The 23,294-nt window shown below is 53.9% G+C and carries 23 protein-coding genes; 14 read left to right on the forward strand and 9 right to left on the reverse strand.

Annotated elements, in window-relative coordinates; genetic code table 11:
• The first annotated feature begins 34 nt into the window (after nucleotides 1–34).
• Complete coding sequence (locus AC6I8K_RS00105; RefSeq protein ID WP_497826038.1) at nucleotides 35–1,348, forward strand: NCS2 family permease; 1,314 nt, start codon at nucleotides 35–37, stop codon at nucleotides 1,346–1,348.
• Between the two features lie 27 nt (nucleotides 1,349–1,375).
• Here the strand turns inward: AC6I8K_RS00105 and AC6I8K_RS00110 are convergent, their stop codons facing one another.
• Nucleotides 1,376–2,122: a 4'-phosphopantetheinyl transferase family protein gene (locus tag AC6I8K_RS00110; RefSeq protein WP_064738303.1), complete on the reverse strand. Its 747-nt coding sequence runs from the start codon at nucleotides 2,120–2,122 to the stop codon at nucleotides 1,376–1,378.
• Between the two features lie 293 nt (nucleotides 2,123–2,415).
• Between AC6I8K_RS00110 and AC6I8K_RS00115 the strand changes: the two genes are divergently transcribed.
• Complete coding sequence (locus tag AC6I8K_RS00115) at nucleotides 2,416–2,925, forward strand: flavin reductase family protein (protein WP_064738302.1); 510 nt, start codon at nucleotides 2,416–2,418, stop codon at nucleotides 2,923–2,925.
• Between the two features lie 42 nt (nucleotides 2,926–2,967).
• Here AC6I8K_RS00115 and AC6I8K_RS00120 read toward each other — a convergent pair whose 3' ends face one another.
• The 6 genes from AC6I8K_RS00120 to rpmH form a co-directional block, all read right to left on the reverse strand.
• Entirely contained in the window at nucleotides 2,968–3,558 is a 591-nt protein-coding gene (locus tag AC6I8K_RS00120; RefSeq protein ID WP_064738301.1) for a malonic semialdehyde reductase, read from the reverse strand.
• A gap of 230 nt (nucleotides 3,559–3,788) precedes the next feature.
• Nucleotides 3,789–5,153: a tRNA uridine-5-carboxymethylaminomethyl(34) synthesis GTPase MnmE gene (gene mnmE / locus AC6I8K_RS00125; protein WP_497826039.1), complete on the reverse strand. Its 1,365-nt coding sequence runs from the start codon at nucleotides 5,151–5,153 to the stop codon at nucleotides 3,789–3,791.
• Between the two features lie 84 nt (nucleotides 5,154–5,237).
• Complete coding sequence (gene yidC, locus AC6I8K_RS00130) at nucleotides 5,238–6,884, reverse strand: membrane protein insertase YidC (RefSeq protein WP_064738298.1); 1,647 nt, start codon at nucleotides 6,882–6,884, stop codon at nucleotides 5,238–5,240.
• Nucleotides 6,885–6,886: 2 nt separating this feature from the next.
• Nucleotides 6,887–7,144 (reverse strand): membrane protein insertion efficiency factor YidD, encoded by a 258-nt coding sequence (gene yidD / locus AC6I8K_RS00135; protein ID WP_007893564.1) that lies wholly within the window; start codon nucleotides 7,142–7,144, stop codon nucleotides 6,887–6,889.
• Nucleotides 7,108–7,467, reverse strand: coding sequence for a ribonuclease P protein component (gene rnpA, locus AC6I8K_RS00140; RefSeq protein ID WP_034830013.1), 360 nt, complete (start codon nucleotides 7,465–7,467; stop codon nucleotides 7,108–7,110). The genes yidD and rnpA overlap by 37 nt, the downstream gene beginning before the upstream one ends.
• A 14-nt stretch (nucleotides 7,468–7,481) precedes the next feature.
• Nucleotides 7,482–7,622 (reverse strand): 50S ribosomal protein L34, encoded by a 141-nt coding sequence (gene rpmH / locus AC6I8K_RS00145; protein WP_003849659.1) that lies wholly within the window; start codon nucleotides 7,620–7,622, stop codon nucleotides 7,482–7,484.
• Nucleotides 7,623–8,224: 602 nt separating this feature from the next.
• Between rpmH and dnaA the strand changes: the two genes are divergently transcribed.
• The 4 genes from dnaA (at nucleotide 8,225) to gyrB (ending at nucleotide 14,348) form a co-directional block, all read left to right on the forward strand.
• A complete protein-coding gene (gene dnaA / locus AC6I8K_RS00150) occupies nucleotides 8,225–9,631 on the forward strand; it encodes a chromosomal replication initiator protein DnaA (RefSeq protein ID WP_064738297.1) in 1,407 nt (468 codons plus the stop codon).
• A 5-nt stretch (nucleotides 9,632–9,636) separates the two neighbouring features.
• On the forward strand, nucleotides 9,637–10,737 hold the full coding sequence (gene dnaN / locus AC6I8K_RS00155) for a DNA polymerase III subunit beta (protein WP_497826040.1): 1,101 nt from the start codon (nucleotides 9,637–9,639) through the stop codon (nucleotides 10,735–10,737).
• 99 nt (nucleotides 10,738–10,836) lie between these two features.
• A complete protein-coding gene (gene recF, locus AC6I8K_RS00160) occupies nucleotides 10,837–11,922 on the forward strand; it encodes a DNA replication/repair protein RecF (protein WP_064738295.1) in 1,086 nt (361 codons plus the stop codon).
• Nucleotides 11,923–11,939: 17 nt separating this feature from the next.
• Nucleotides 11,940–14,348: a DNA topoisomerase (ATP-hydrolyzing) subunit B gene (gene gyrB, locus AC6I8K_RS00165; protein WP_064738294.1), complete on the forward strand. Its 2,409-nt coding sequence runs from the start codon at nucleotides 11,940–11,942 to the stop codon at nucleotides 14,346–14,348.
• Between the two features lie 51 nt (nucleotides 14,349–14,399).
• Here gyrB and AC6I8K_RS00170 read toward each other — a convergent pair whose 3' ends face one another.
• Nucleotides 14,400–15,872, reverse strand: a complete 1,473-nt coding sequence (locus AC6I8K_RS00170; RefSeq protein ID WP_483817937.1) for a sensor histidine kinase — start codon at nucleotides 15,870–15,872, stop codon at nucleotides 14,400–14,402.
• 10 nt (nucleotides 15,873–15,882) lie between these two features.
• Nucleotides 15,883–16,593: a response regulator transcription factor gene (locus tag AC6I8K_RS00175; RefSeq protein WP_497827210.1), complete on the reverse strand. Its 711-nt coding sequence runs from the start codon at nucleotides 16,591–16,593 to the stop codon at nucleotides 15,883–15,885.
• A gap of 267 nt (nucleotides 16,594–16,860) precedes the next feature.
• Between AC6I8K_RS00175 and AC6I8K_RS00180 the strand changes: the two genes are divergently transcribed.
• From AC6I8K_RS00180 to dgoD, 8 genes are all read left to right on the forward strand, one after another.
• Nucleotides 16,861–17,472, forward strand: a complete 612-nt coding sequence (locus tag AC6I8K_RS00180; protein ID WP_483817939.1) for a cytochrome b/b6 domain-containing protein — start codon at nucleotides 16,861–16,863, stop codon at nucleotides 17,470–17,472.
• 10 nt (nucleotides 17,473–17,482) lie between these two features.
• Complete coding sequence (locus AC6I8K_RS00185) at nucleotides 17,483–18,271, forward strand: molybdopterin-dependent oxidoreductase (RefSeq protein WP_497826041.1); 789 nt, start codon at nucleotides 17,483–17,485, stop codon at nucleotides 18,269–18,271.
• Between the two features lie 68 nt (nucleotides 18,272–18,339).
• Nucleotides 18,340–18,654, forward strand: coding sequence for a pentapeptide MXKDX repeat protein (locus tag AC6I8K_RS00190; protein WP_497826042.1), 315 nt, complete (start codon nucleotides 18,340–18,342; stop codon nucleotides 18,652–18,654).
• Between the two features lie 151 nt (nucleotides 18,655–18,805).
• A complete protein-coding gene (yidA, locus tag AC6I8K_RS00195) occupies nucleotides 18,806–19,615 on the forward strand; it encodes a sugar-phosphatase (RefSeq protein WP_064738290.1) in 810 nt (269 codons plus the stop codon).
• Between the two features lie 242 nt (nucleotides 19,616–19,857).
• Nucleotides 19,858–20,556 carry a FadR/GntR family transcriptional regulator gene (locus tag AC6I8K_RS00200; protein ID WP_064738289.1) on the forward strand — a complete coding sequence of 233 codons (699 nt, stop codon included), beginning with the start codon at nucleotides 19,858–19,860 and terminating at the stop codon, nucleotides 20,554–20,556.
• Entirely contained in the window at nucleotides 20,553–21,431 is an 879-nt protein-coding gene (locus AC6I8K_RS00205) for a 2-dehydro-3-deoxygalactonokinase (RefSeq protein ID WP_497826043.1), read from the forward strand. Before AC6I8K_RS00200 ends, AC6I8K_RS00205 begins: the two co-directional genes overlap by 4 nt.
• Nucleotides 21,415–22,032: a 2-dehydro-3-deoxy-6-phosphogalactonate aldolase gene (locus AC6I8K_RS00210; protein WP_483816500.1), complete on the forward strand. Its 618-nt coding sequence runs from the start codon at nucleotides 21,415–21,417 to the stop codon at nucleotides 22,030–22,032. Before AC6I8K_RS00205 ends, AC6I8K_RS00210 begins: the two co-directional genes overlap by 17 nt.
• The gene (gene dgoD / locus AC6I8K_RS00215) at nucleotides 22,029–23,177 is read left to right on the forward strand and encodes a galactonate dehydratase (RefSeq protein WP_483816501.1); all 1,149 of its coding nucleotides are present in this window, start codon (nucleotides 22,029–22,031) and stop codon (nucleotides 23,175–23,177) included. The genes AC6I8K_RS00210 and dgoD overlap by 4 nt, the downstream gene beginning before the upstream one ends.
• The last annotated feature ends 117 nt before the right edge of the window (nucleotides 23,178–23,294 follow it).

Raw genomic sequence — 23,294 nt, forward strand, 5'->3', positions numbered from 1 at the left:
ACGCGGCGATAAAATTTTTCATCGGAACAGTGGAATGACAAATCAGGGCCTTTTGCAGCGTATCTTCAAACTGCAGGAACATGGAACCACCGTACGCACCGAAGTGATTGCCGGTTGCACGACTTTCCTGACGATGGTGTACATCGTTTTTGTTAACCCGCAAATTCTCGGTGTGGCGGGCATGGATACGCAGGCAGTGTTTGTCACTACCTGCTTGATTGCCGCGTTCGGCAGCATCCTGATGGGGCTGGTGGCGAACTTGCCGGTGGCATTGGCGCCAGCGATGGGCCTGAACGCCTTCTTCGCCTTTGTGGTGGTCGGTGCGATGGGCTATTCGTGGCAGATTGGCATGGGCGCGATTTTCTGGGGCGCGCTGGGTCTGTTGATCCTCACCCTGCTGCGCGTGCGCTACTGGATGATTGCCAATATTCCGCTGAGCCTGCGCGTTGGCATCACCGCCGGTATCGGCCTATTTATCGCCATGATGGGACTGAAAAATGCCGGGATCATTGTGCCGAACGCTGACACGATTGTTGCCGTTGGCAATCTGAACTCGCACAGCGTGCTACTCGGAGCGCTCGGTTTCTTTATCATCGCGATTCTGGCTTCGCGCAACATCCATGCGGCGGTGCTGGTATCGATTGTGGTAACAACCACGCTCGGCCTGATGATTGGCGATGTGAAATTCAGCGGCGTGTTCGCGGCTCCGCCTGCTATCACTTCCGTTGTGGGGCAGGTCGATATTAAAGGCGCGTTCAACATCGGTATGGCGGGTGTGATCTTCTCATTTATGCTGGTCAACCTGTTCGACTCCTCTGGCACGCTGATTGGCGTGACCGATAAAGCTGGCCTCACCGACGAGAAAGGCACTTTCCCGCGCATGAAGCAGGCGCTGTACGTCGATAGCATCAGTTCGGTGACCGGTTCGCTGATCGGTACCTCATCGGTGACGGCCTACATTGAAAGCTCATCTGGCGTGGCGATCGGCGGTCGTACCGGCTTGATGGCGGTGATCACGGGGATTCTGTTCCTGCTGGTGATGTTCCTGTCACCGCTGGCGGCGATGGTGCCCTCTTATGCGGCGGCAGGTGCGCTGATTTACGTTGGTGTGTTGATGACGGCGTCGCTGTCACGCGTGCAGTGGGATGATCTCACCGAAGCGGTGCCGGCATTCGTTACTGCGGCAATGATGCCCTTCAGCTTCTCGATCACCGAAGGTATCGCGCTGGGCTTTATCTCTTACTGCGTGATGAAGTTGGGAACCGGTCGCTGGCGTGAAATCAGCCCGTGTGTGGTGGTGGTTGCACTGTTGTTCGTGCTAAAAATCGTCTTTATCGACGCTCATTAAACGAAAAGGCCGCTTCAGCGGCCTTTTTTACAGATGTCCCATCTCTTGCGGTGCGACCAGGCTGGTCAGGCGCAGGGTGCGCGGGCCAATATTGGGTTTGCTTATCTCGACATCGCGCAGCGCTTGCCATTGCTGCGCGCCATCAATCTCCCACAAGTGTAAGCGTTCAGTGCCGGGCGACAGCGCGCACGACCACACCAGCGTGGGTTCCGCATCACACACCGCCTGAATATCAGGAAATACGGTGGAGCGCAGCCGTCCGGCCGCAGGATGCAAACGCAGTGAATCAATACCGCTATTGGTTTCACCGGTGAGCTTGAGAATGCTTTGGCGTAGCGTCCAGATTTGCGTCAGCGCTTCCATGAAATCCTGCTGCGCGTTGATCCAGGCTTTTTCGCCGGAGGAGAGATCCTGCGTTAACATGTCCTGCGTTTGACGACTGTGCGCGCGCACAATTTCCATATCCAGCCCGGCGCGACCGCCTTCTTCGGCCAGCAGCACACCGATAGTATTTCCAGCGTAAGAAATGCTGAAATCGGGCAGGTTGGCATCGGCAAAACAGGGACGTCCGCTGCTGGTGGTCATCAGCGCGGGGAGTTCGCGAATGCCGTAGACGCGCAGCATCAGCTGAGCCAGCAACTCGCGTGCGGCAAGAAAGCGTCCGCGACGCTTATCAGCGAAGCGCTGAGCGCTATGAATCACTTCCTGTGGCACCCGCATGTTCTCGGAAGAAAAGGGCGGATTACCTATCCAACGTACAAAATGACTAGCCATCTGTCGCTCCGTGAAAATGGTCGAATAATCATCAGCGCTATTGTAAGAATTTTCTCATGGGTTTGCATCCGGCTTAAGATGGAATAGGTGATATTTCAGATAAGGACGAAGCCGTACGGCAATCCCATTTAGCAACTTTGCATAGAACGCTTTTGCAGATTCATCGCTGAACGGGTGCCGAACGGCCTGATGTGGTGTAGGATTTGGACAGTAAAAAGGCACATTGAAGTGCGCTAACCAATTCATTCATCTGCCAATCGTGCGCATCAGAAGCATGCACGTCGGAGTTTTTTATGTCAGTTACCGCTATTACTCGCCAGGAATCGATCTCTCTTGATGAGTTTCGTCACGGCATGCGTCGCTTAACCGCGGGTGTTTCTCTGGTTACCACTGAATTTCAGGGCGAAAAGCTGGGGCTGATTGCGACCTCGGTCAGTTCGCTGGCCGCTGAGCCACCCAGTCTGCTGGTGTGCGTCAATCGCAGCGCGTCCAGTCATGATGCCTTTATCGAAGCTGGCCATTTTGCCGTTAACGTGCTGCGTGAGCAGCATGACGACTTGTGTGCCCAGTTCAGCCAATCCTCACGTCGCGCCGAGCGTTTTCAAAACGGTGCGTGGCAGACGCTGAATACCGGCTCGCCGATTCTGGCTGATGCGCTGGTGAGCTTTGATTGCCAGCTGGAGAAAGTGGTGGAGTGGAACACGCACAGCGTGCTGCTGGCGCGGATTGTTGGCATCGCTCTGCCTGGTGAAGCGGCAGAGCCGATGATCTACTTCAACAGCGGCTTCCATTCACTGGGATAATCGCGGAGGAAAGGGGCGTCCTGCGCGACGCCCAGCTCTCAATCAGGCGAATTTGCTGGCTTCATCAAAGCCCAAACGCGGCAGACGCGGATGCAGCTTGCTGGCTTCGCCATATCCCAGATTGATCAGCAAGTTAACCTGCCATTTGCTCTCGCTGAAGAAGGCTTCGTTCACTTTTGACGGATCGAAACCGGACATCGGGCCCGCATCCAAGCCCAGCGAACGTGCCGCCAGAATCAAATACCCTGCCTGCAAGCTGCTGTTACGGAACGCGGTCTCTTTTGCCAGGTCCGGGCTGCTGGTGAACCAGCTGCGCGCATCGCCGTGCGGGAACAGCTTAGGCAGCGCTTCGTAGAATTCTGGATCCCACGCCACGATCACCGTCACCGGTGCGGCCATGGTTTTATCAACGTTGCCGGAAGAGAGCGCTGGTTTCAGTTTCTCTTTGCCTTCCTGTGAAGTCACAAAGACAAAACGGCCTGGCGAGCAGTTCGCGGAGGTTGGGCCGAGCGCGGTCAGATTGTAGAGCTGCTGCAGCAACTCCGGTGAAACTGGTTTGTCCTGCCAGTAACTGTGGGTGCGGGCGTCATTGAACAGCGCATTCAGCGCCACGCTGTCGAGCGTTGTACTCATGTTTCTCTCCTGTTCAGGCCGCAACTTGCGCCCAATATCTAGCATGAATAGTGGATGTACCCGACAGGACCTGTTCGCCGGGCAGTAATCGTTATACTGCAAAGCGAAAGGGGAGCCAAATAACAAAGACGCATGTTTAGTGGGAGTCAGGTGCGCATGAATGCGCACCCTACGAAAACCGCGCTAATTCGCTGTGGGATCGTGATTTATGGCGACCGCGTAATGGGCGATTACTTACCAATACAGAAACTGGAGAAGATTCTGCCCAGCAGATCGTCGGAGGTGAATTCGCCGGTGATTTCGCTCAGTGCCTGCTGCGCTAAACGTAACTCTTCCGCCAGTAATTCACCGGCCCACGCGCCTAATAACTGATGTTTTCCCTGTTGCAGGTGAGTAGCCGCTAACTCCAGCGCTTGCAGATGGCGACGGCGTGCCAGGAATCCACCTTCCATATTGCCGGCAAACCCCATGCTCTGTTTCAGGTGATCGCGCAGCGCTTCTACGCCTTCACCGGTTCGCGCCGAGAGACGAATCAGTGAGTGACCGTTCACTTCAGTCAGGCCTAGGACTTCGCCAGTCATATCCGCTTTATTGCGTACTACGGTAATTGGCAGCGCATCCGGTAAACGCGAGACAAAATCTGGCCAAATGGCGGCGGCTTCAGTGGCATCCGTTGTGGTGCCATCGACCATAAACAGCACGCGATCGGCCTGCTCGATCTCCTGCCAGGCGCGTTCGATACCAATGCGTTCCACTTCATCACTGGCTTCACGTAAACCGGCGGTATCAATGATATGCAGCGGCATGCCGTCGATATGGATGTGTTCGCGCAATACGTCGCGCGTCGTACCGGCGATATCGGTCACAATTGCCGCTTCGCGTCCTGCTAAGGCGTTCAACAGGCTCGATTTTCCGGCATTAGGGCGACCAGCAATCACCACTTTCATTCCTTCACGCAGCAGGCTGCCTTGCCGCGCTTCGGCACGCACGCCATCAAGGTCGCCGATCACCACATTGAGCTGCGCTTCAATTTTGCCGTCGGAAAGGAAATCGATCTCTTCATCCGGGAAGTCGATTGCCGCTTCTACATAGATGCGCAGGTGAGTAAGTGCTTCCACAAGCGCGTTGATGCGCAGGGAAAATGCGCCCTGCAGCGAGTTCACCGCAGAGCGGGCGGCTTGTTCCGAACTGGCATCGATCAGATCGGCAATCGCTTCGGCTTGTGCCAGATCGAGCTTGTCGTTGAGGAAGGCGCGTTCCGAGAATTCACCGGGCTGCGCAATGCGCAAGCCGGGCAGTGCCACGATGCGTTTGAGCAGCAGGTCGAGAATCACCGGTCCACCGTGGCCTTGCAGCTCCAGCACATCTTCGCCGGTAAAGGAGTTCGGCCCAGGAAACCACAGCGCGATGCCCTGATCGAGCACGCTGCCATCGGCATCGGTGAAGGGCAGATAATCGGCATAACGCGGTTTTGGCAGCTTGCCAAGCACGGCTTGCGCCACCTCAGCGGCTTTAGCGCCGGAGATACGCAGAATGCCGACGCCGCCACGTCCGGGAGGCGTCGCCTGGGCAACGATGGTGTCGCTGTGGCTCATGATTCACCTTTTCTCAAAACAAAAAAACAGGGCGACATAAATGCCGCCCCTGAATTATACGCTACTGCTGAAGGCAGTCAGACGTTACGCTTTCTTCTTGTCGCGGCTATGCAAACCACGTTTTTCCAGGCCGCGATAAATCAGCTGCTGCTGGAGAATGGTTACCAGGTTGCTGACGATGTAGTACAGCACCAGACCTGACGGGAACCACAGGAAGAACACGGTAAAGATAACCGGCATGTAAGTCATGATCTTCTGCTGCATCGGATCGGTCACGGTAGTCGGTGACATCTTCTGAATGAAGAACATGGTGATACCCATGATGATCGGCAGAATGTAGTACGGGTCCTGCGCAGACAGGTCATGAATCCACAGAATGAACGGTGCATGACGCAGTTCAACCGAGCCGGACAGCATGTAGTACAAGGCCAGGAAGATTGGCATCTGGATAACCAGTGGCAAGCAGCCGCCCAGCGGGTTCACTTTCTCCGCTTTATACAGCGCCATCATCTCCTGGCTCTGCTTCTGCTTGTCATCGCCTAAACGCTCACGCATCGCCTGAATCTTCGGCTGCAGCATACGCATCTTCGCCATGGAGGTGTACTGCGCTTTGGTCAGCGGGTACATGATGCCACGAACGATGAAGGTGATAACGATAATGGAGAAGCCCCAGTTACCGATGAAGCTGTGCAGGAACTTCAGCAGCTTAAACAGCGGCTGAGAGATGAACCACAACCAGCCGTAATCCACGGTCAGATCCAGGTGAGGCGCGATAGCGGCCATCTGATCCTGAATTTCCGGGCCTACCCACAGCGTTGCGCCAAGATCTTGCTGTGCGCCTGCGCCAACGGTAACCGGTGCAGATTTATAGCCAATTGCCGCGATACCATTGCCGAGATTACTGGTGTACAGCGTGTTGTTACCCTGTGTGCGTGGCACCCAGGCGGTAGCAAAGTACTGTTGCAGCATCGCCACCCAACCATTGCTGGTGGTGGCGTTCAGGTTCTCATTATCCGCGATGGTGTCGAATTTATATTTTTCGTATTTCGCATCGCTGGTTGAGTACGCTGCGCCACGGAAGGTATGCAGAGCGAAGTTGTTGCTGCCGGTATCGCGGTGCTTAGGCACCTCGATGGTCTGCTTCAACTGACCAAACATCGACACTTCCAGCGGCTGCTGGGTGGTGTTGTTGATGTTGTAGTCAACGTTTACCGCATACTCACCGCGCTTGAAGACGAAAGTCTTGGTGTAAACCACACCGTTTTCACCGGTCCAGGTCAGCGGCACGCGCAGCTCGCTCTGGCCATCCGCCATCACGAAGCTATCTTGCGACGTGGTATACAGCGGACGTGCGCCGTTGTTCGGGTTATCCGGACCGTTGCGACCGGTTAAGCCGCTCTGCGCCTGATAAACGAATGCTGGAGTGGTCTCAAGCAGCTGGAACGGTGCATCTGAACCCAGTTTGTCCGGGTAAGTCAGCAGCTGAGCCTGCTCAATATCGCCACCGCGCGTGTTGATGTTGAGTGACAGGACATCTGTCTTAACGGTGATCGTTTTGCCCTGTCCGCTAGCCGGCACGCCGGAAGTGGCGGCATCACCCGCTGCGCTGCTTGTGTTTTGCGTGGTCTGGGTTTGCTGTGGCTGCGGAGCGTGGTCCGTCTGCCAGGCTTGCCAGATCATAAAAGACACGAACAGAAAAGCGATGAGAAAGAGATTGCGTTGCGAATCCATCGTTAATGTTCTCTGGTATCAAAGGTTTTTGGCGGCACAGGATCGTCACCACCCGGGTTCAAAGGGTGGCATTTTAATACGCGTTTTATCGTCAACCAACTGCCTTTTACAACGCCAAAGCGGCGTAAGGCCTCAATCCCATACTGCGAACAGGTGGGATGGAACCGGCAATGAGGTCCCAGCAGTGGGCTGATGGCGCGTTGATAAACGCGTATCAGGGCAATCAGGAGCCGCGAGCCAGGCGACAGTGACGACGCCATAGTTTCTCCAACGCTTCCGTCAGCGCACGGTTATCCAGGTCAGCAATCCCTTTTTTAGCCACGATCACAAAATCCATCGCAGGCAGCTCATGTTGACGCAGACGAAAGCTTTCGCGGGTCAATCGCTTGATCCGGTTGCGTTCATGGGCGCGTTTTACATGTTTTTTTGCGACGGTGAGACCGATGCGGGGATGCCCCAGCGAGTTAAGTCGGCCGAGTATGGTAATTTGCGGCGTACCGGCTCTTTGTGGCTGCTGGAAGACGAAAGTGAAATGAGTGGGAGTTAACAAACGTAACTCCCTGGGAAATGCGAGCTTAACCACGAGGGTTAGCTTTATTACTTAGAAACGGTCAGACGAGAACGGCCTTTAGCACGACGACGTGCCAGAACCTGACGACCATTTTTTGTTGCCATACGAGCACGGAAACCGTGTGAACGGTTGCGCTTCAGTACGGACGGTTGAAAAGTGCGTTTCATGGCGATTTCTACCTAAACTTGAAAATTTTCACTGGGTGACGCGTTTTCGGGCCAGTAAATCGACCAACGCCTCAATGTGTCTTTAATAAAGAGGCGGGATTGTAATAATTGTACAGTCCAGAGTCAATTCACTTCGCTGGTCGCGGCACCTGGAAACCCAGATACAGCCCGCTGATTCCGGGCATCAAGGCTTCACGCAATAATGCCGGGTGGGGAATTATACGGGCTGTGGGTTAAAGCGCAAGGATCGCGCAGGATCTTCTTGCGATCAAATTGCAGATTTGTTGCGCAGAAACGAGAGCTCGCCAGAAAAAATACCGCTTTCAGCCACATTAACGCTGGCTTTTTTCGCAGAAAGCGTAAACTCATTATCGCTTCAGCAGCCTGTGGATAAATTGGATCAAAACTGTGTAGAAAGGGAAGATCTCTGTGCGGCTTTACGTTATGATCCGCCCTTCCGCTGACGATCCTCACTGCGATCGCCGGGGAAGACTACCGCGAATAGCGGTCGCAGGCGCTTTCCAACCGTCTGTGTCTAAAAATTACGTTTCTATTTATTAGCGCCTAAAATTCTTATCGATTTTGTACGAGTGGAGTCCGCCGTGTCACTTACGCTTTGGCAACAGTGTCTTGCCCGTTTGCAGGATGAGCTTCCTGCCACCGAATTCAGCATGTGGATTCGTCCGCTGCAAGCTGAATTGAACGACAATACGCTGACCTTGTATGCACCAAATCGGTTTGTACTCGACTGGGTTAGAGATAAATATCTCAATAGTATCAATGGGCTGCTGAATGAGTTCTGCGGTGCAAATGTGCCGTTACTGCGTTTTGAAGTCGGCACGCGTCCTGCCGCACAGATGACCACTAGCCAACCGGCGATGGCCACTTCCAATTACAGCGCGCCTGCACCGATTGAAAATCGTCCCGCGCCAACGCAAATTCTGCGTCCAAGCTGGGATTCAGTGCCTGCGCCAGCCGATGTAACTTACCGCTCCAATGTGAATAACCGTCATAACTTCGATAACTTCGTTGAAGGTAAATCGAACCAACTGGCGCGCGCGGCGGCACGTCAGGTGGCGGATAATCCTGGTGGCGCTTACAACCCACTTTTCCTTTATGGCGGCACCGGCCTGGGTAAAACTCACCTGTTGCACGCGGTGGGTAACGGCATCATTGCACGCAAGCCCAATGCCAAAGTGGTGTATATGCACTCTGAGCGTTTTGTGCAGGACATGGTTAAAGCCTTGCAAAACAACGCGATTGAAGAGTTTAAGCGCTATTACCGTTCGGTTGATGCGCTGCTGATCGATGACATCCAATTTTTTGCTAATAAAGAGCGTTCACAGGAAGAGTTTTTCCATACGTTTAACGCGCTGCTGGAAGGCAATCAACAAATCATCCTGACTTCGGATCGCTATCCAAAAGAGATCAACGGCGTAGAAGACCGCCTGAAATCGCGTTTTGGCTGGGGATTAACCGTGGCGATCGAGCCGCCTGAACTGGAAACGCGCGTCGCGATCCTGATGAAGAAAGCCGATGAAAACGACATTCGTCTGCCGGGCGAAGTGGCGTTCTTTATTGCTAAGCGTTTGCGTTCCAACGTGCGAGAGCTGGAAGGCGCGCTGAACCGCGTGATTGCGAACGCGAACTTTACCGGTCGCGCCATTACCATCGATTTCGTGCGCGAAGCGCTGCGCGATCTGTTGGCGCTGCAGGAGAAGCTGGTCACCATTGATAATATTCAGAAGACGGTGGCCGAGTATTACAAAATCAAAGTGGCGGATTTGCTGTCGAAACGCCGTTCGCGTTCGGTAGCGCGTCCGCGCCAGATGGCGATGGCGATGGCGAAAGAGCTCACCAACCACAGTTTGCCAGAGATTGGCGATGCGTTTGGCGGCCGCGATCATACCACCGTGCTTCACGCTTGCCGTAAAATCGAGCAGTTGCGCGAAGAGAGCCACGACATCAAAGAAGATTTCTCTAACCTCATTCGAACACTATCTTCCTGACGCATATGAAATTTATTGTAGAACGTGAGCAGTTACTGAAGCCACTGCAACAGGTTAGCGGTCCCCTTGGCGGACGCCCAACGCTGCCGATCCTGGGAAATTTACTGCTGCAGGTCAGCGAAGGCTCGCTGCGCTTGACCGGTACCGATCTGGAAATGGAAATGGTGGCACGTGTTGCGCTGACGCAGCCACACGAGCCGGGCGCCACCACGGTTCCCGCGCGTAAATTCCTCGATATTTGCCGTGGTTTGCCGGAAGGCGCGGAAATCAGCCTGACGCTGGAGGGCGACAGAATGCTGGTGCGTTCTGGCCGCAGCCGTTTCTCGCTATCAACGCTGCCAGCCAGCGATTTCCCGAATCTGGATGACTGGCAGAGCGAGGTGGAATTCACCTTGCCACAGGCAACGATGAAACGCCTGATCGAAGCGACGCAATTCTCAATGGCGCATCAGGATGTGCGTTATTACCTCAACGGTATGCTGTTCGAAACCGAAGGTGAAGAGTTGCGTACCGTTGCGACCGATGGTCACCGCCTCGCCGTCTGTTCAATGCCAATTGGTCAGGCGCTGCCAAACCATTCGGTGATCGTACCGCGTAAAGGGGTGATTGAGCTGATGCGTTTGCTCGACGGCGGCGAAACGCCGCTGCAGGTGCAGATTGGCAGCAGCAATATTCGCGCACACGTTGGCGACTTCATCTTTACTTCCAAGCTGGTTGATGGCCGTTTCCCGGATTATCGCCGCGTATTGCCGAAAAATCCCGACAAGGCGCTGGAAGCGGGCTGTGATATTTTAAAACAGGCGTTTGCGCGTGCGGCAATTCTCTCAAATGAGAAGTTCCGCGGTGTTCGCATCTATATCACCGAAAATCAGCTCAAAATTACGGCAAATAACCCCGAGCAGGAAGAAGCTGAAGAGATGCTGGATGTTTCTTACAACGGCACCGATCTGGAGATTGGTTTCAACGTCAGTTACGTGCTGGATGTGTTGAATGCACTAAAGTGCGAGAATGTGCGTTTGCTTTTAACTGACTCAGTTTCCAGCGTACAAATTGAAGATGTTGCCAGTCCAGCCGCAGCGTATGTCGTTATGCCGATGCGCTTGTAGGGTCGGCATTTATGCCGACCTGGCCAATGTTCGCACCATCCTGGGAGCCATTAATGGCTCCCCTACAACATCCCGAATGGCTTCATCCCGGAACACCTCATGGCTTTAACCCGCCTCCTGATTAAAGATTTTCGTAATATCGAACAAGCCGATCTGACGTTAGCGCCCGGCTTTAATTTCCTTGTCGGTGCCAACGGCAGTGGCAAGACCAGCGTGCTGGAGGCGATTTATACGCTGGGGCATGGCCGCGCGTTTCGCAGTTTGCAAGCTGGTCGCGTGATTCGTCACGATCAGGACGCCTTTGTACTGCACGGGCGCATTGAAGGCAGCGAACGCGAAATGTCGGTTGGTCTGACCAAGAATCGCGCCGGCGACAGCAAAGTGCGTATTGATGGCAGCGATGGCCACAAAGTGGCGGAGTTGGCGCAGCTGTTACCGATGCAGCTCATTACGCCGGAAGGCTTTACGTTGCTCAATGGCGGTCCGAAATATCGACGCGCCTACATCGATTGGGGCTGTTTTCACGCCGCGCCGGGTTTTTTCCATGCCTGGAGCAATTTGCGTCGCTTATTGAAGCAGCGCAATGCGGCGCTGCGTCAGGTAACACGCTACAGCCAAATTCGTCCGTGGGATCAAGAGTTGGTGCCGCTGGCTGAACAGATCAGCGCCTGGCGCGCCGAATATAGCGCCGCGATCTCCCGCGAGATCATCGCCACCTGCGGCCAATTTTTACCGGAGTTTGCGTTGACGTTCTCTTTCCAGCGCGGCTGGGACAAAGAGAGCGACTACGCCGAACTGCTGGAACGCAATTTCGAGCGCGATCGTGCGCTCACCTACACCGCTAGCGGCCCGCATAAAGCCGATTTTCGCATTCGTGCCGAGGGTACGCCGGTGGAAGATTTACTCTCACGCGGCCAGTTAAAACTGCTGATGTGCGCGCTGCGCTTAGCGCAGGGAGAATACCTGACGCGCAGCAGCGGACGACGCTGTTTGTATTTGATTGATGACTTTGCCTCAGAGCTGGATGACACCCGTCGTCGGCTGTTAGCTGAACGCCTAAAAGCCACGCAGGCTCAAGTATTTGTCAGCGCCATTGGTGTCGAGCATGTAATCGACATGAGTGATGAAAAGGGCAAGATGTTCCGCGTGGAACAGGGTAAAATAGTGGTTCAACCTGAAGATTAAATGAGCGAGAAACGTTGATGTCGAATTCTTATGACTCCTCAAGTATCAAAGTCCTGAAAGGGCTTGATGCGGTACGCAAACGCCCGGGTATGTACATCGGCGATACGGATGACGGCACCGGTCTGCATCACATGGTATTCGAAGTCGTGGATAACGCTATCGACGAAGCGCTCGCCGGTCACTGTAGTGATATTACCGTTACTATTCATGCCGATAACTCTGTCTCCGTGCAAGATGATGGCCGCGGTATTCCGACCGGCATTCATCCGGAAGAGGGCGTCTCTGCGGCTGAAGTGATCATGACCGTCCTGCACGCAGGCGGTAAATTTGATGATAACTCGTATAAAGTGTCTGGCGGCCTGCACGGCGTGGGTGTTTCTGTGGTTAACGCCCTGTCGCAGAAGCTGGAGCTGACTATTCGCCGCGAAGGCAAAGTGCATCAGCAGGTTTATCAGCATGGCGTGCCGCAGGCTCCGCTGGCGGTCTCAGGCGATACCGATGCCACCGGTACTCGCGTGCGTTTCTGGCCAAGCTATGAAACCTTCACCAACGTGATTGAGTTTGAGTACGAGATCCTGGCGAAACGCCTGCGTGAACTGTCGTTCCTGAACTCCGGCGTCTCGATTCGTCTCGAAGACAAACGCGACGGCAAAAACGATCACTTCCACTACGAAGGCGGTATCAAGGCGTTTGTTGAGTATCTCAACAAGAACAAAACCCCGATCCATCCAACGGTGTTCTACTTCTCGACTGAGAAAGATGGCATCGGTGTGGAAGTGGCGCTGCAGTGGAACGATGGTTTCCAGGAAAACATCTACTGCTTCACCAACAACATTCCACAGCGCGACGGTGGTACGCATCTGGCCGGCTTCCGTGCGGCAATGACGCGTACGCTGAATGCTTACATGGATAAAGAAGGCTACAGCAAAAAAGCCAAAGTCAGCGCCACCGGTGATGATGCACGTGAAGGCCTGATTGCCGTGGTTTCCGTGAAAGTGCCGGACCCGAAATTCTCCTCACAGACCAAAGATAAACTGGTCTCATCCGAGGTGAAATCGGCGGTTGAGCAGCAGATGAATGAACTGCTGGCGGAATACCTGCTGGAGAACCCATCTGACGCCAAAATCGTGGTTGGCAAAATCATCGATGCAGCGCGTGCGCGTGAAGCGGCGCGTCGTGCGCGTGAAATGACCCGCCGTAAAGGCGCGCTGGATCTGGCCGGTTTGCCGGGCAAACTGGCGGACTGTCAGGAGCGCGATCCGGCGCTGTCTGAAATCTACCTGGTGGAGGGTGACTCCGCAGGCGGCTCGGCCAAACAGGGCCGTAACCGTAAGAATCAGGCGATTCTGCCGCTGAAAGGTAAAATTCTTAATGTGGAGAAAGCGCGTTTCGACAAGATGCTCGCTTCGCAGGAAGTCGCCACGCTGATTACTGCGCTGGGCTGCGGTATCGGCCGTGACGAATACAACCCGGACAAACTGCGTTATCACAGCATCATCATCATGACCGATGCGGACGTCGACGGCTCGCACATCCGTACGCTGCTGTTGACCTTCTTCTATCGTCAGATGCCAGAAATTGTGGAACGTGGTCATGTTTATATTGCGCAGCCGCCACTGTACAAAGTGAAGAAAGGCAAGCAAGAACAGTACATTAAAGACGATGAAGCGATGGATCAGTATCAGATTTCTATCGCGCTCGACGGCGCTACGCTGCACACTAATGCCAGCGCGCCAGCACTGGGCGGCCAGCCGCTGGAAACGCTGGTGGCTGATTTCAACAGCACGCAACGCATGATCAAACGTATGGAGCGCCGTTTCCCGGTGGCTCTGCTGCGTGGCCTGATCTACCATCCGACCTTAAGCGACCTCAGCAATGAAGCCGCGGTACAAGGTTGGATCGACGGTTTGGTGGCGTATCTGACCGAGCGGGAAGCGCACGGCAGCAGCTACATGGCGCAGGTTCGTGCGAATCGTGAACAGAACCTGTTCGAACCGGTGCTGCGTGTGCGTACGCACGGTGTTGATACTGATTATCCGCTGGATAGCGAGTTCATTGATGGGCCGGAATACCGCAAAATCTGTAGCTTGGGCGAGCAGTTGCGTGGCTTGATCGAAGAAGATGCCTATATCGAACGTGGCGAACGTCGTCAGCCGGTCACCAGCTTCGAGCAGGCCATTGAGTGGCTGGTGAAAGAGTCACGTCGCGGTCTGTCCGTGCAGCGTTATAAAGGTTTGGGTGAGATGAACCCAGAGCAGCTGTGGGAAACCACCATGGATCCGGATAGTCGCCGCATGCTGCGCGTGACCATCAAAGATGCCATTGCTGCCGATCAGCTGTTCACCACGTTGATGGGTGATGCGGTAGAACCGCGTCGTGCCTTCATTGAAGAGAATGCGCTGAAAGCGGCCAATATCGATATTTAATCGATTAGGCAAAAAAGCAAAACCCTTCCCTGGTGGAAGGGTTTTTTGTTTTCAGCGGGGGACGGAGAAGCGGAAGCACGCGCCCGATGCTTGTTCATCCAGCCGAATATCACGCTCATGCAGTTGCAGGATGCGGCGCACCACCATCAATCCCAGCCCACCGCTGTTTTTGCGCGTGCTGGCATGTGTTAACGCCGACGGACGTTCAAATAAGGTCGCACGAAGATGTTCAGGAATACCCGGCCCGGAATCTTTCAGACTCACTTCAACCTCGCGATCGGTGCTACGTAACGTTACCTCGATGATTCCTGCTTCCGGCGTATATTTGATGGCATTGTCGAAAAGATTGGTCAACACCCGATCGATCATCGAAACATCCGCATAAACCTGCGGCAGCTGTTCCGGCATATCCACCACAAAGCGGATATGGCGCGTACTGGCCATTAACTCAAATTTCTGCATCACATCGTAAGTCAGCTCCGACAGGCTGAAATTTTCGCGATTGGGCTTAATCACGCCATATTCCAGCTGCGCCAGTTCAAAAAGCTGCTGCGCCAGCATGCTGACTTTCTGGCTTTGCGAAAGCGCAATGTGCAAATAACGCTGGCTATCGGCTGATTTGAGGCTGTCTGATTTATACAGCAAGGTTTCGAGATAGCCATGTAAGGTGGTCAGCGGCGTGCGCAGGTCGTGCGAGATATTGGCGACAAAATCGCGGCGCAGCTGGTCCTGATAGGTCAGTTTTTCCCACTGAAAGGCGACGCGTCGCGCCATGCCAACAAAGGCGCCTTGCAGCAAACTCACCTCATCCTTCTCCTGCGCCTGTGGCAACGGCAGTTCAGCCAGTTTTTTTATCTCGGCCATATCGTCACGATTAAGCTGACGCACGCGCTGCGTAAGCTGGCGTATTGGACGAGTAATTAAGCTAAACGCCACAGCGCCCGCTGTCAGACCAAATAACACCACCAGCAAGGATGACCAAAATGAGGTGCGCATCAGGGTATCGATCTGCGCTTCCTGCGCCAGTTGGTGATAATTCTCTCCCTGCAAAATCACGTAAAGATAACCGGCAGGTTGGCCATTTAGCGCAACCGGAGCGGCGCTAAAGACCTTCTTCTCCTTCAGATTACGCGGATCGTCGCCGTAGATTGGCGATGAGGCGCCATGAAGCTGCGAATGAATTGGCGCAAGACTCACTCTGGTGCGTTTAATATGATTGGGTGGGGCGGCATCGGCAAGAATATTGCCCTGCAAATCGAGCAGATAGACCTCTACGCTGGGATTAAGCACCATCAAATCCTTAAACAGCACCTTCATCAGTGGCAGGTTCACACCCTGCACGCCAATCATATTGGGATTGGTACTGATGATATGCCGCGCCAGACCATCGGATAAGCGTTGCACCACCGCGCTACCGTATTGCGCGTTAATGCGAATCTGCATCCAGCCTGACAACAATGTACAGAGCAACAGCAAAGAAGCGAAAACCAGCGCCAGGCGCTGGCTGAGTGTCAGGCGTTTCATCATTAAGAACCTAATTAGCCGGCAGCGAAAATTTATAGCCTTTTCCCCACACCGTCAGAATGTAGTGCGGTTCAGTTGGATTATCTTCAATTTTCAACCGTAAGCGGTTGATATGCGTATTGACGGTATGTTCATAACCATCGTGCTGATAGCCCCAAACCTGATTGAGCAGATTAAGGCGGGAAAATACTTTTCCCGGGTTTTTGGCGAAGTGGTAAAGCAGATCAAACTCACGTGGCGTCAGGTTTATCGGCTTATCGTGCATCCACACTTCCCGCGCCACGGGATCAATCGTTAAGGCATCAAGTTGTAAGGTTCCCGCTTCCATGCGCGAATTCATGTTCATCGCTTCCTGGCGGCGGAACAGCGCTTTGAGCCGCGCTATCAGCTCAATCATCGAAAAGGGCTTCGGCAAATAGTCATCGGCACCCAGTTCAAGACCCAAGACGCGGTGCACTTCGCTAGAGCGGGCGCTGATCATAATGATCGGCGTGTAGCGCTTCATGGTGCGTGCGCGACGACAGATCTCCAGACCATCAACGCCAGGCAACATCAGGTCAAGAATCAGGGCGTCCCAGTGCTGTGCTTCCAACAGTTTTAGCGCCAGAAGACCGTCAGCAGCATGCGTCACCGCATAACCTTCATCCTGAAGATTCAAACGAAGAACGTCGGCGATACCGCCATCATCTTCGACAATAAGGAGTTTTTTTGCGTCGTTCATCATCCATTCCGTATCGCATTATTAAGTAATGTTACCGCTTCCTTCGCCGCTGATTTTTCACTTTTTGTTTAACTCCACGTGATGCTTTGGTGAACAGGAACGCAGCACCATAGCACTGCGGTCTGGGTTGCTCGGGTCAGAAACGGATTGAATTAGTGGCGCGGTGCGAATGCGCTCATGCCGTTATTGAGACATTTCTTGTCATGAAACCCGATGCCCTGGCGGCAGAATGCGCCCTGACTAAACGGAAGGAACGAGTAAATGGAAATGCAGATGGATGAAAAACCAGGACGTTCAGTCGTTATCCATCCCGGCTGGCTGCGGGTTTGTCACTGGATGAATGCCGCCGCCATTGTGATTATGACGCTGAGTGGATGGCGCATTTATAACGCTTCGCCCCTGTTCGACTTTTATTTTCCTGGCGAGATCACCCTCGGCGGATGGTTAGGTGGCGCCTTGCAGTGGCATTTCGCTGCCATGTGGATTTTTGCCGCGAATGGCGCGGTTTATCTGACGATGAACTTGATTACCGGTCGCTTTGCTAAGAAATTTCTGCCGTTAAATTTACGCGGATTGTTCCAGGATGCTGCCAGTGCTCTGAAAGGCAAACTGGCTCATGCGGATCTCCGCCAATACAACCATGTTCAGCGCGCAGCCTATCTGTTTGTGGTGGTGATTTGCCTGCTGCTGGTGCTGTCAGGGCTGGTGTTGTGGAAATCGGTGCAGTTTGGATTGTTGCGCGATCTCCTCGGCGGCTATGAAGCGGCTCGATACATCCATTTTTATGCTATGTCGGCGCTGGTGGGTTTTGTGGCGGTTCATCTATTGATGGTCGCGCTGGTACCGAAAACCCTGCTTGCCATGTTGCGCGGACGCTAAGGAGAGCGAAATGAAAAAAATAAATGTCGATCTTTCCCCCAGCGATGCGGATGCCTTAGTTAAAGAGGCGCAGCAGTTACTGGCGCGCAAACTGGATTCCGCCTCACGTCGCCACTTTTTGCGTCAGGGTTTAACGTTGGGCGGCGTGGTGATGCTAACCGGCTGCGATCTCAGTGATAAACCGGATGTTGATAGCGTGCTGAATACCTTTTCTCGCTTTAACGACCGCGTGCAGAGCTGGCTGTTTAATCCCGCCAATCTGTCACCGGAATACAGCGTCGATCGTATTTCATCCTCCTTCCCGTTTAACGCTTTTTATGGTGAGGAGGATATTCCGCAGATCAATGGCGACCAATGGCGTCTGGAGATTGCCGGGCGGGTGAATGATAAACGCAGCTGGTCGCTGCCGGAACTCTACAACATGCAGCAGGTGGATCAGATTACTCGCCATATTTGCGTAGAAGGCTGGAGCGAAATTGGGCGCTGGGGCGGCGTGCGTTTTGCCGATTTCCTCAAGCTGATTGGTGCGGATACCCGCGCCAAATACGTCAGCTTTAAGTGTGCAGATGATTACTACACCAGCATTGATATGGCATCGGCGCTGCATCCACAAACCATCATGGCGTTAAGCTGGGATGGACGCATTCTGCCACCTGAATACGGTTATCCAATGAAAATACGGATTCCCACCAAGCTGGGATACAAAAATCCGAAGCACATTCAGGTGATTGAAATAACCAATCGTTATACCGGTGGTTACTGGGAAGACGAAGGCTACAACTGGTTCGGCGGAAGCTGATCCTTTAACTCGGTGCCTTATTGCGCCAACACCTTTTGTAAACATCAAAAACTGTAAGGAAACACCCTATGAAAAATGTAATCGTAGCAACCTTTATCGCTTCAATGATGACCATGTCTGTTGCTTATGCTGCTGACAGCATGGGCAAAGATGCCATGAAAAAAGATGAAATGGGCATGAAAAAAGATGCCATGAAGAAAGACGAAATGGGCATGAAGAAAGACGGCATGCACAAAGATGAGATGGGCATGAAGAAAGATGCCATGAAGAAAGACGAAATGGGCATGAAGAAAGACGGCATGCACAAAGATGCAATGGGCATGAAGAAAGATGCCATGAAAAAAGATGAAATGGGCATGAAAAAAGACGCCATGAGCCACTAAAATCATCCTCTAACTCCATGTATGCCGGGCCATCATTTGCGTGATGGCCTTTTTTCTTTGCGCGGGAAAAATCTGAAGTCAGGTGCGAAACTGGTCAATGTGAGCTGAATCGCGCTAGCATTGATTAAAACCCTGACTCAACGAGGACGTTATGGCAATAAAACTGGTAGCAATCGATATGGACGGCACGCTGCTTAATCCACAGCACGAGATCACGCCCGCCGTTAAATCTGCCATTGAGCGTGCGCACAAGAAAGGCGTCATGGTGGTACTGACCACCGGTCGTCCCTTGGTCGGCATTCAGCGTTATCTGATGGAACTGAACCTGGTTGATGAAGGCCAATACTGCATCAGTTACAACGGTGCGCTGGTGCATCGCGCCAATGATGGCGAATGTGTGGCTGAAATTACCCTGGGTTTTGACGATTACCTGTATATCGAACAGTTAGCGCGCGATCTTGGCGTGCACTTTCAGGCCTTTGATAAATCCTTCCTCTACACGCCGAATAAAGACATCAGTGAATTCACCATCCACGAAGCGAGTTTGACCGGCATTCCAGTGCGTTACCGCTCCGTTGAGGAGATGGATCGCGCCACGCGTTTTCCTAAGCTGATGATGATCGACAAACCCGATCTGCTGGACGCCGCTATTCAGCGCTTACCGCAGCAGGCACGCGACAGTTACACCATTCTCAAAAGTGCGCCTTATTATCTCGAAATCCTTGATTCACGCGTCAATAAAGGACAAGGCGTGAAAATGCTGGCAGAGAAGCTTGGCCTGGCGCGCGAGGAAGTGATGGCGATTGGCGATCAGGAAAACGATCTGGCGATGATTGAGTACGCGGGAACTGGCGTAGCAATGGGAAATGCCATTGATTCGGTCAAGAAAATCGCACAGTTCATTACCAAAACCAACATGGAAGACGGCGTAGCGCACGCCATTGAAGAGCTGGTGTTGTAACCCTTTCTTATTTCTCCTCACGCTGTTTTTGGTCGCCATAAATGGCGACCCTACAAGCCCGAACTAACTATCGTAGGGTCGCCATTCATGGCGACCTCAACGCGTTCTCGCACACGTATTGTCTATTTTGTGATCCGTATTGTAGTACAACTATGCTTGATGGTACTACAATCGGCGGCATAGGCTTGGCGCAGTGAAAGCAGTAATCTGATGCGCTACCGTCTTTCAATCAATGGAACATCATGACGCAAGAACCCTTAAGCAAAACAGAGCGCATCATCCTGACGCTCGGTGAAGAGATTGTAGCCGGGAAGTTTGTGCCGGGTGCGGCGCTGCCAGCCGAAGCGGAATTGTGTGAACGCTTCAGTACCTCACGCAACATCATCCGCGAAGTGTTTCGTTCACTCATGGCTAAGCGGTTGATGGAGATGAAGCGTTATCGCGGGGCGTTCGTCACGCCGCGCAACCAGTGGAACTATCTGGATAGCGACGTATTGCAGTGGGCGCTGGCACACGATCAAGACCCGCGTCTGATTGCCGCAATGAACGAAGTGCGTGTGCTGGTGGAGCCACAGATCGCACGTTGGTCGGCGGAACGCGCCACCTCAAGCGATTTAGCTGCGATTGAGCTGGCCTACAACGACATGGTGGCGAATCACCTCAATCGTGAAGCGTTTAACGAAGCAGATATTCGCTATCACGAAGCGGTATTGAATTCGGTGCATAACCCGGTGCTGCAGCAGCTCAACGTGGCGATCAGCCAGCTGCAAAAAGCGGTGTTTGCGCAAACCTACATGGCGGATGAGGGCAATATGCCGCGCACGCTCGCCGAACATAAGGCGCTGTTCGATGCCATTCGACATCAGGATGGCGATGCGGCGGAGCAGGCAGCGAAAGCGATGATTGCCAGCTCAACCGCCCGACTCAAGGAGATTATGTGACCCGCTATATCGCGATTGATTGGGGTTCGACCAACCTACGCGCCTGGCATTATCAAGACGGCGTTTGCATCGATGAGCGCCGTTCAGAAGCTGGCGTCACGCGGCTTGGCGATCGCACGCCTGCCGACGTCTTTGCCAGCGTCACCGATGGCTGGCCCGTCAACGAGGTGCCGGTGGTGATGGCGGGCATGGTGGGCAGCAACGCCGGCTGGCTGTCGGTGCCTTATCTTTCCTGCCCGGTTTCATTGGGTGAGATCGCCAGCCGCCTGACGCGCGTCGAAGATAAAGCGTGGATCGTGCCGGGATTGAGCGTCGAACGTGACGACAACTACAACGTGATGCGCGGTGAAGAGACGCAACTGCTCGGTGCTATTGAATTGCAACCGGCTTCGCTCTACGTAATGCCCGGCACGCATGCCAAATGGGTGCAGGTGGAGCAGGATCGCGTGCAGGATTTCCGCACCGTGATGACCGGTGAATTGCATCATCTGCTGCTCAGGCAGTCGTTGATTGGTGCCGGATTGCCGGAACAGGAAGAGAACGCCGCAGCCTTCCGTGAAGGCGTGCAGGTGGGAAGTCACGATGCCTCCATCTTGTCGCGGCTGTTTGAAGTGCGTGCTTCACATGTGCTCGGCGCACGCGATCGCCGCCATATCAGCGATTTCCTTTCAGGATTGCTGATTGGTCACGAAGTGGCGTTGATGACGCAACATGCCGACATCGGCAGCCAACCGATCACCATTATTGCCGGTAGCGCGCTGGCGCAACGCTATCAACAGGCGCTGCAGTTTATCGGTGTGGATTCAGTCACGCTGGCAGGCGATCGCGCTTTCCAGCACGGAATAAGGAGTATTGCAAATGGCCTGGCAAACTAAAGTCCCGCTGATCGCTATTCTGCGCGGTATCACGCCGGATGAAGCTGAAGCGCACGTCGGCGCACTGATTGAGGCGGGTTTCGATGCGATTGAAATCCCGCTTAACTCGCCGGAATGGGCGAAAAGCATTGGTGCGATGGTGAAAACCTTTGGCGACAGGGCGCTGATTGGTGCCGGTACGGTACTGAATCCGGCGCAGGTCGATGAGCTGGCGACGCTCAACAGCAAATTAGTCGTCACGCCGAATACCGATGCTGCCGTGATCCGCCAGGCGGTAGCCAAAGGCATGATCGTGGCCGCCGGTTGCGCCACCGCCACCGAAGCGTTCACCGCCTTGCAGGCCGGTGCGCAGGCGCTGAAAATTTTCCCGTCGTCAGCCTTTGGTCCGGGCTACATCAAAGCATTGAAAGCGGTATTGCCGCCAGAAGTGCCGGTGTTTGCGGTGGGCGGCGTGACGCCGGAAAACTTGCATGAATTTATGGCCGCAGGCTGCATCGGCGCGGGCTTAGGCAGCGATCTTTATCGCGCCGGTCAGCCGTTGTCGCGCACTGTGGAACAAGCTCGCGCATTTATTGCTGCATATAAGGACGCTGTACGATGAAAATTACCAAACTGACCACTTACCGCCTGCCGCCGCGCTGGATGTTCCTGAAAATCGAAACTGACGAAGGCATCGTCGGCTGGGGTGAACCGGTGATTGAAGGCCGCGCCCGCAGCGTGGAAGCGGCGGTACATGAGCTGTCGGAATACCTGATTGGTCAGGATCCCGCACGCATCAATGATTTATGGCAGGTGATGTATCGCGGGGGATTCTATCGCGGCGGACCGATTTTGATGAGCGCGATTGCCGGTATCGATCAGGCATTGTGGGATATCAAAGGTAAAGCGCTCGGCGTGCCGGTTTATCAACTGCTTGGCGGTTTAGTGCGTGACAGCATCAAAGCGTATAGCTGGGTGGGCGGCGATCGTCCGGCCGATGTGATTGACGGCATTAAGAAACTGCGCACCATCGGTTTTGATACCTTCAAACTCAATGGCTGCGAAGAGATGGGCATGATCGATAACGCTCGCAAGGTTGATGACGCGGTAAATACCGTGGCGCAAATCCGCGAAGCCTTTGGTAAAGAGATTGAGTTTGGCCTCGATTTCCACGGTCGCGTCAGCGCGCCGATGGCAAAAGTGCTGATCAAAGAGCTGGAACCGTATCGCCCACTGTTTATTGAGGAGCCGGTGCTGGCGGAACAGGCGGAATATTATCCGCGTCTGGCGGCGCAAACTCACATTCCGATTGCCGCCGGTGAACGCATGTTCTCGCGTTTTGAGTTCAAGCGTGTGCTGGAAGCGGGTGGACTCGCGATTCTCCAACCCGATCTGTCGCATGCGGGCGGCATCACCGAGTGCTACAAGATTGCGGCAATGGCCGAATCTTACGATGTCGCACTGGCGCCACACTGCCCACTCGGCCCGATAGCGCTGGCCGCTTGCCTGCACGTTGACTTCGTCTCACGCAATGCAGTGTTCCAGGAGCAGAGCATGGGTATTCACTATAATCAGGGCGCCGAGCTGCTCGATTATGTGATCAACAAAGACGATTTTAAAATGGATGATGGTCATTTCTATCCGTTAAATAAACCAGGCCTCGGCGTGGAAATTAACGAAGAACTGGTGATTGAACGCAGTAAAAATGCCCCCGACTGGCGCAATCCGCTGTGGCGTTTCCCGGACGGTTCAGTTGCTGAATGGTAATTAACACGCACTAAAAAAAAGAGTTATTTGAAAATATCTATATGCCGGTGAAATAGAGCATAGGGCTTCACTCAGCCTTTTTCCCGGCACAGCTTATTTACCGCTAATGCGGTTTTA

It is taken from the genome of Pantoea sp. X-Soil-ISGK-421 (genome assembly GCF_059730785.1).

Bases quoted from the DNA above. Each gene is read 5' to 3' on its own strand.
- AC6I8K_RS00105 (WP_497826038.1), top strand. From the start codon at position 35: ATGACAAATCAGGGCCTTTTGCAGCGTATCTTCAAACTGCAGGAACAT.
- AC6I8K_RS00110 (WP_064738303.1), bottom strand. From the start codon at position 2,122: ATGGCTAGTCATTTTGTACGTTGGATAGGTAATCCGCCCTTTTCTTCC.
- AC6I8K_RS00115 (WP_064738302.1), top strand. From the start codon at position 2,416: ATGTCAGTTACCGCTATTACTCGCCAGGAATCGATCTCTCTTGATGAG.
- AC6I8K_RS00120 (WP_064738301.1), bottom strand. From the start codon at position 3,558: ATGAGTACAACGCTCGACAGCGTGGCGCTGAATGCGCTGTTCAATGAC.
- mnmE (WP_497826039.1), bottom strand. From the start codon at position 5,153: ATGAGCCACAGCGACACCATCGTTGCCCAGGCGACGCCTCCCGGACGT.
- yidC (WP_064738298.1), bottom strand. From the start codon at position 6,884: ATGGATTCGCAACGCAATCTCTTTCTCATCGCTTTTCTGTTCGTGTCT.
- yidD (WP_007893564.1), bottom strand. From the start codon at position 7,144: ATGGCGTCGTCACTGTCGCCTGGCTCGCGGCTCCTGATTGCCCTGATA.
- rpmH (WP_003849659.1), bottom strand. From the start codon at position 7,622: ATGAAACGCACTTTTCAACCGTCCGTACTGAAGCGCAACCGTTCACAC.
- dnaN (WP_497826040.1), top strand. From the start codon at position 9,637: ATGAAATTTATTGTAGAACGTGAGCAGTTACTGAAGCCACTGCAACAG.
- recF (WP_064738295.1), top strand. From the start codon at position 10,837: ATGGCTTTAACCCGCCTCCTGATTAAAGATTTTCGTAATATCGAACAA.
- gyrB (WP_064738294.1), top strand. From the start codon at position 11,940: ATGTCGAATTCTTATGACTCCTCAAGTATCAAAGTCCTGAAAGGGCTT.
- AC6I8K_RS00170 (WP_483817937.1), bottom strand. From the start codon at position 15,872: ATGAAACGCCTGACACTCAGCCAGCGCCTGGCGCTGGTTTTCGCTTCT.
- AC6I8K_RS00175 (WP_497827210.1), bottom strand. From the start codon at position 16,593: ATGAACGACGCAAAAAAACTCCTTATTGTCGAAGATGATGGCGGTATC.
- AC6I8K_RS00180 (WP_483817939.1), top strand. From the start codon at position 16,861: ATGCAGATGGATGAAAAACCAGGACGTTCAGTCGTTATCCATCCCGGC.
- AC6I8K_RS00185 (WP_497826041.1), top strand. From the start codon at position 17,483: ATGAAAAAAATAAATGTCGATCTTTCCCCCAGCGATGCGGATGCCTTA.
- AC6I8K_RS00190 (WP_497826042.1), top strand. From the start codon at position 18,340: ATGAAAAATGTAATCGTAGCAACCTTTATCGCTTCAATGATGACCATG.
- yidA (WP_064738290.1), top strand. From the start codon at position 18,806: ATGGCAATAAAACTGGTAGCAATCGATATGGACGGCACGCTGCTTAAT.
- AC6I8K_RS00200 (WP_064738289.1), top strand. From the start codon at position 19,858: ATGACGCAAGAACCCTTAAGCAAAACAGAGCGCATCATCCTGACGCTC.
- AC6I8K_RS00210 (WP_483816500.1), top strand. From the start codon at position 21,415: ATGGCCTGGCAAACTAAAGTCCCGCTGATCGCTATTCTGCGCGGTATC.
- dgoD (WP_483816501.1), top strand. From the start codon at position 22,029: ATGAAAATTACCAAACTGACCACTTACCGCCTGCCGCCGCGCTGGATG.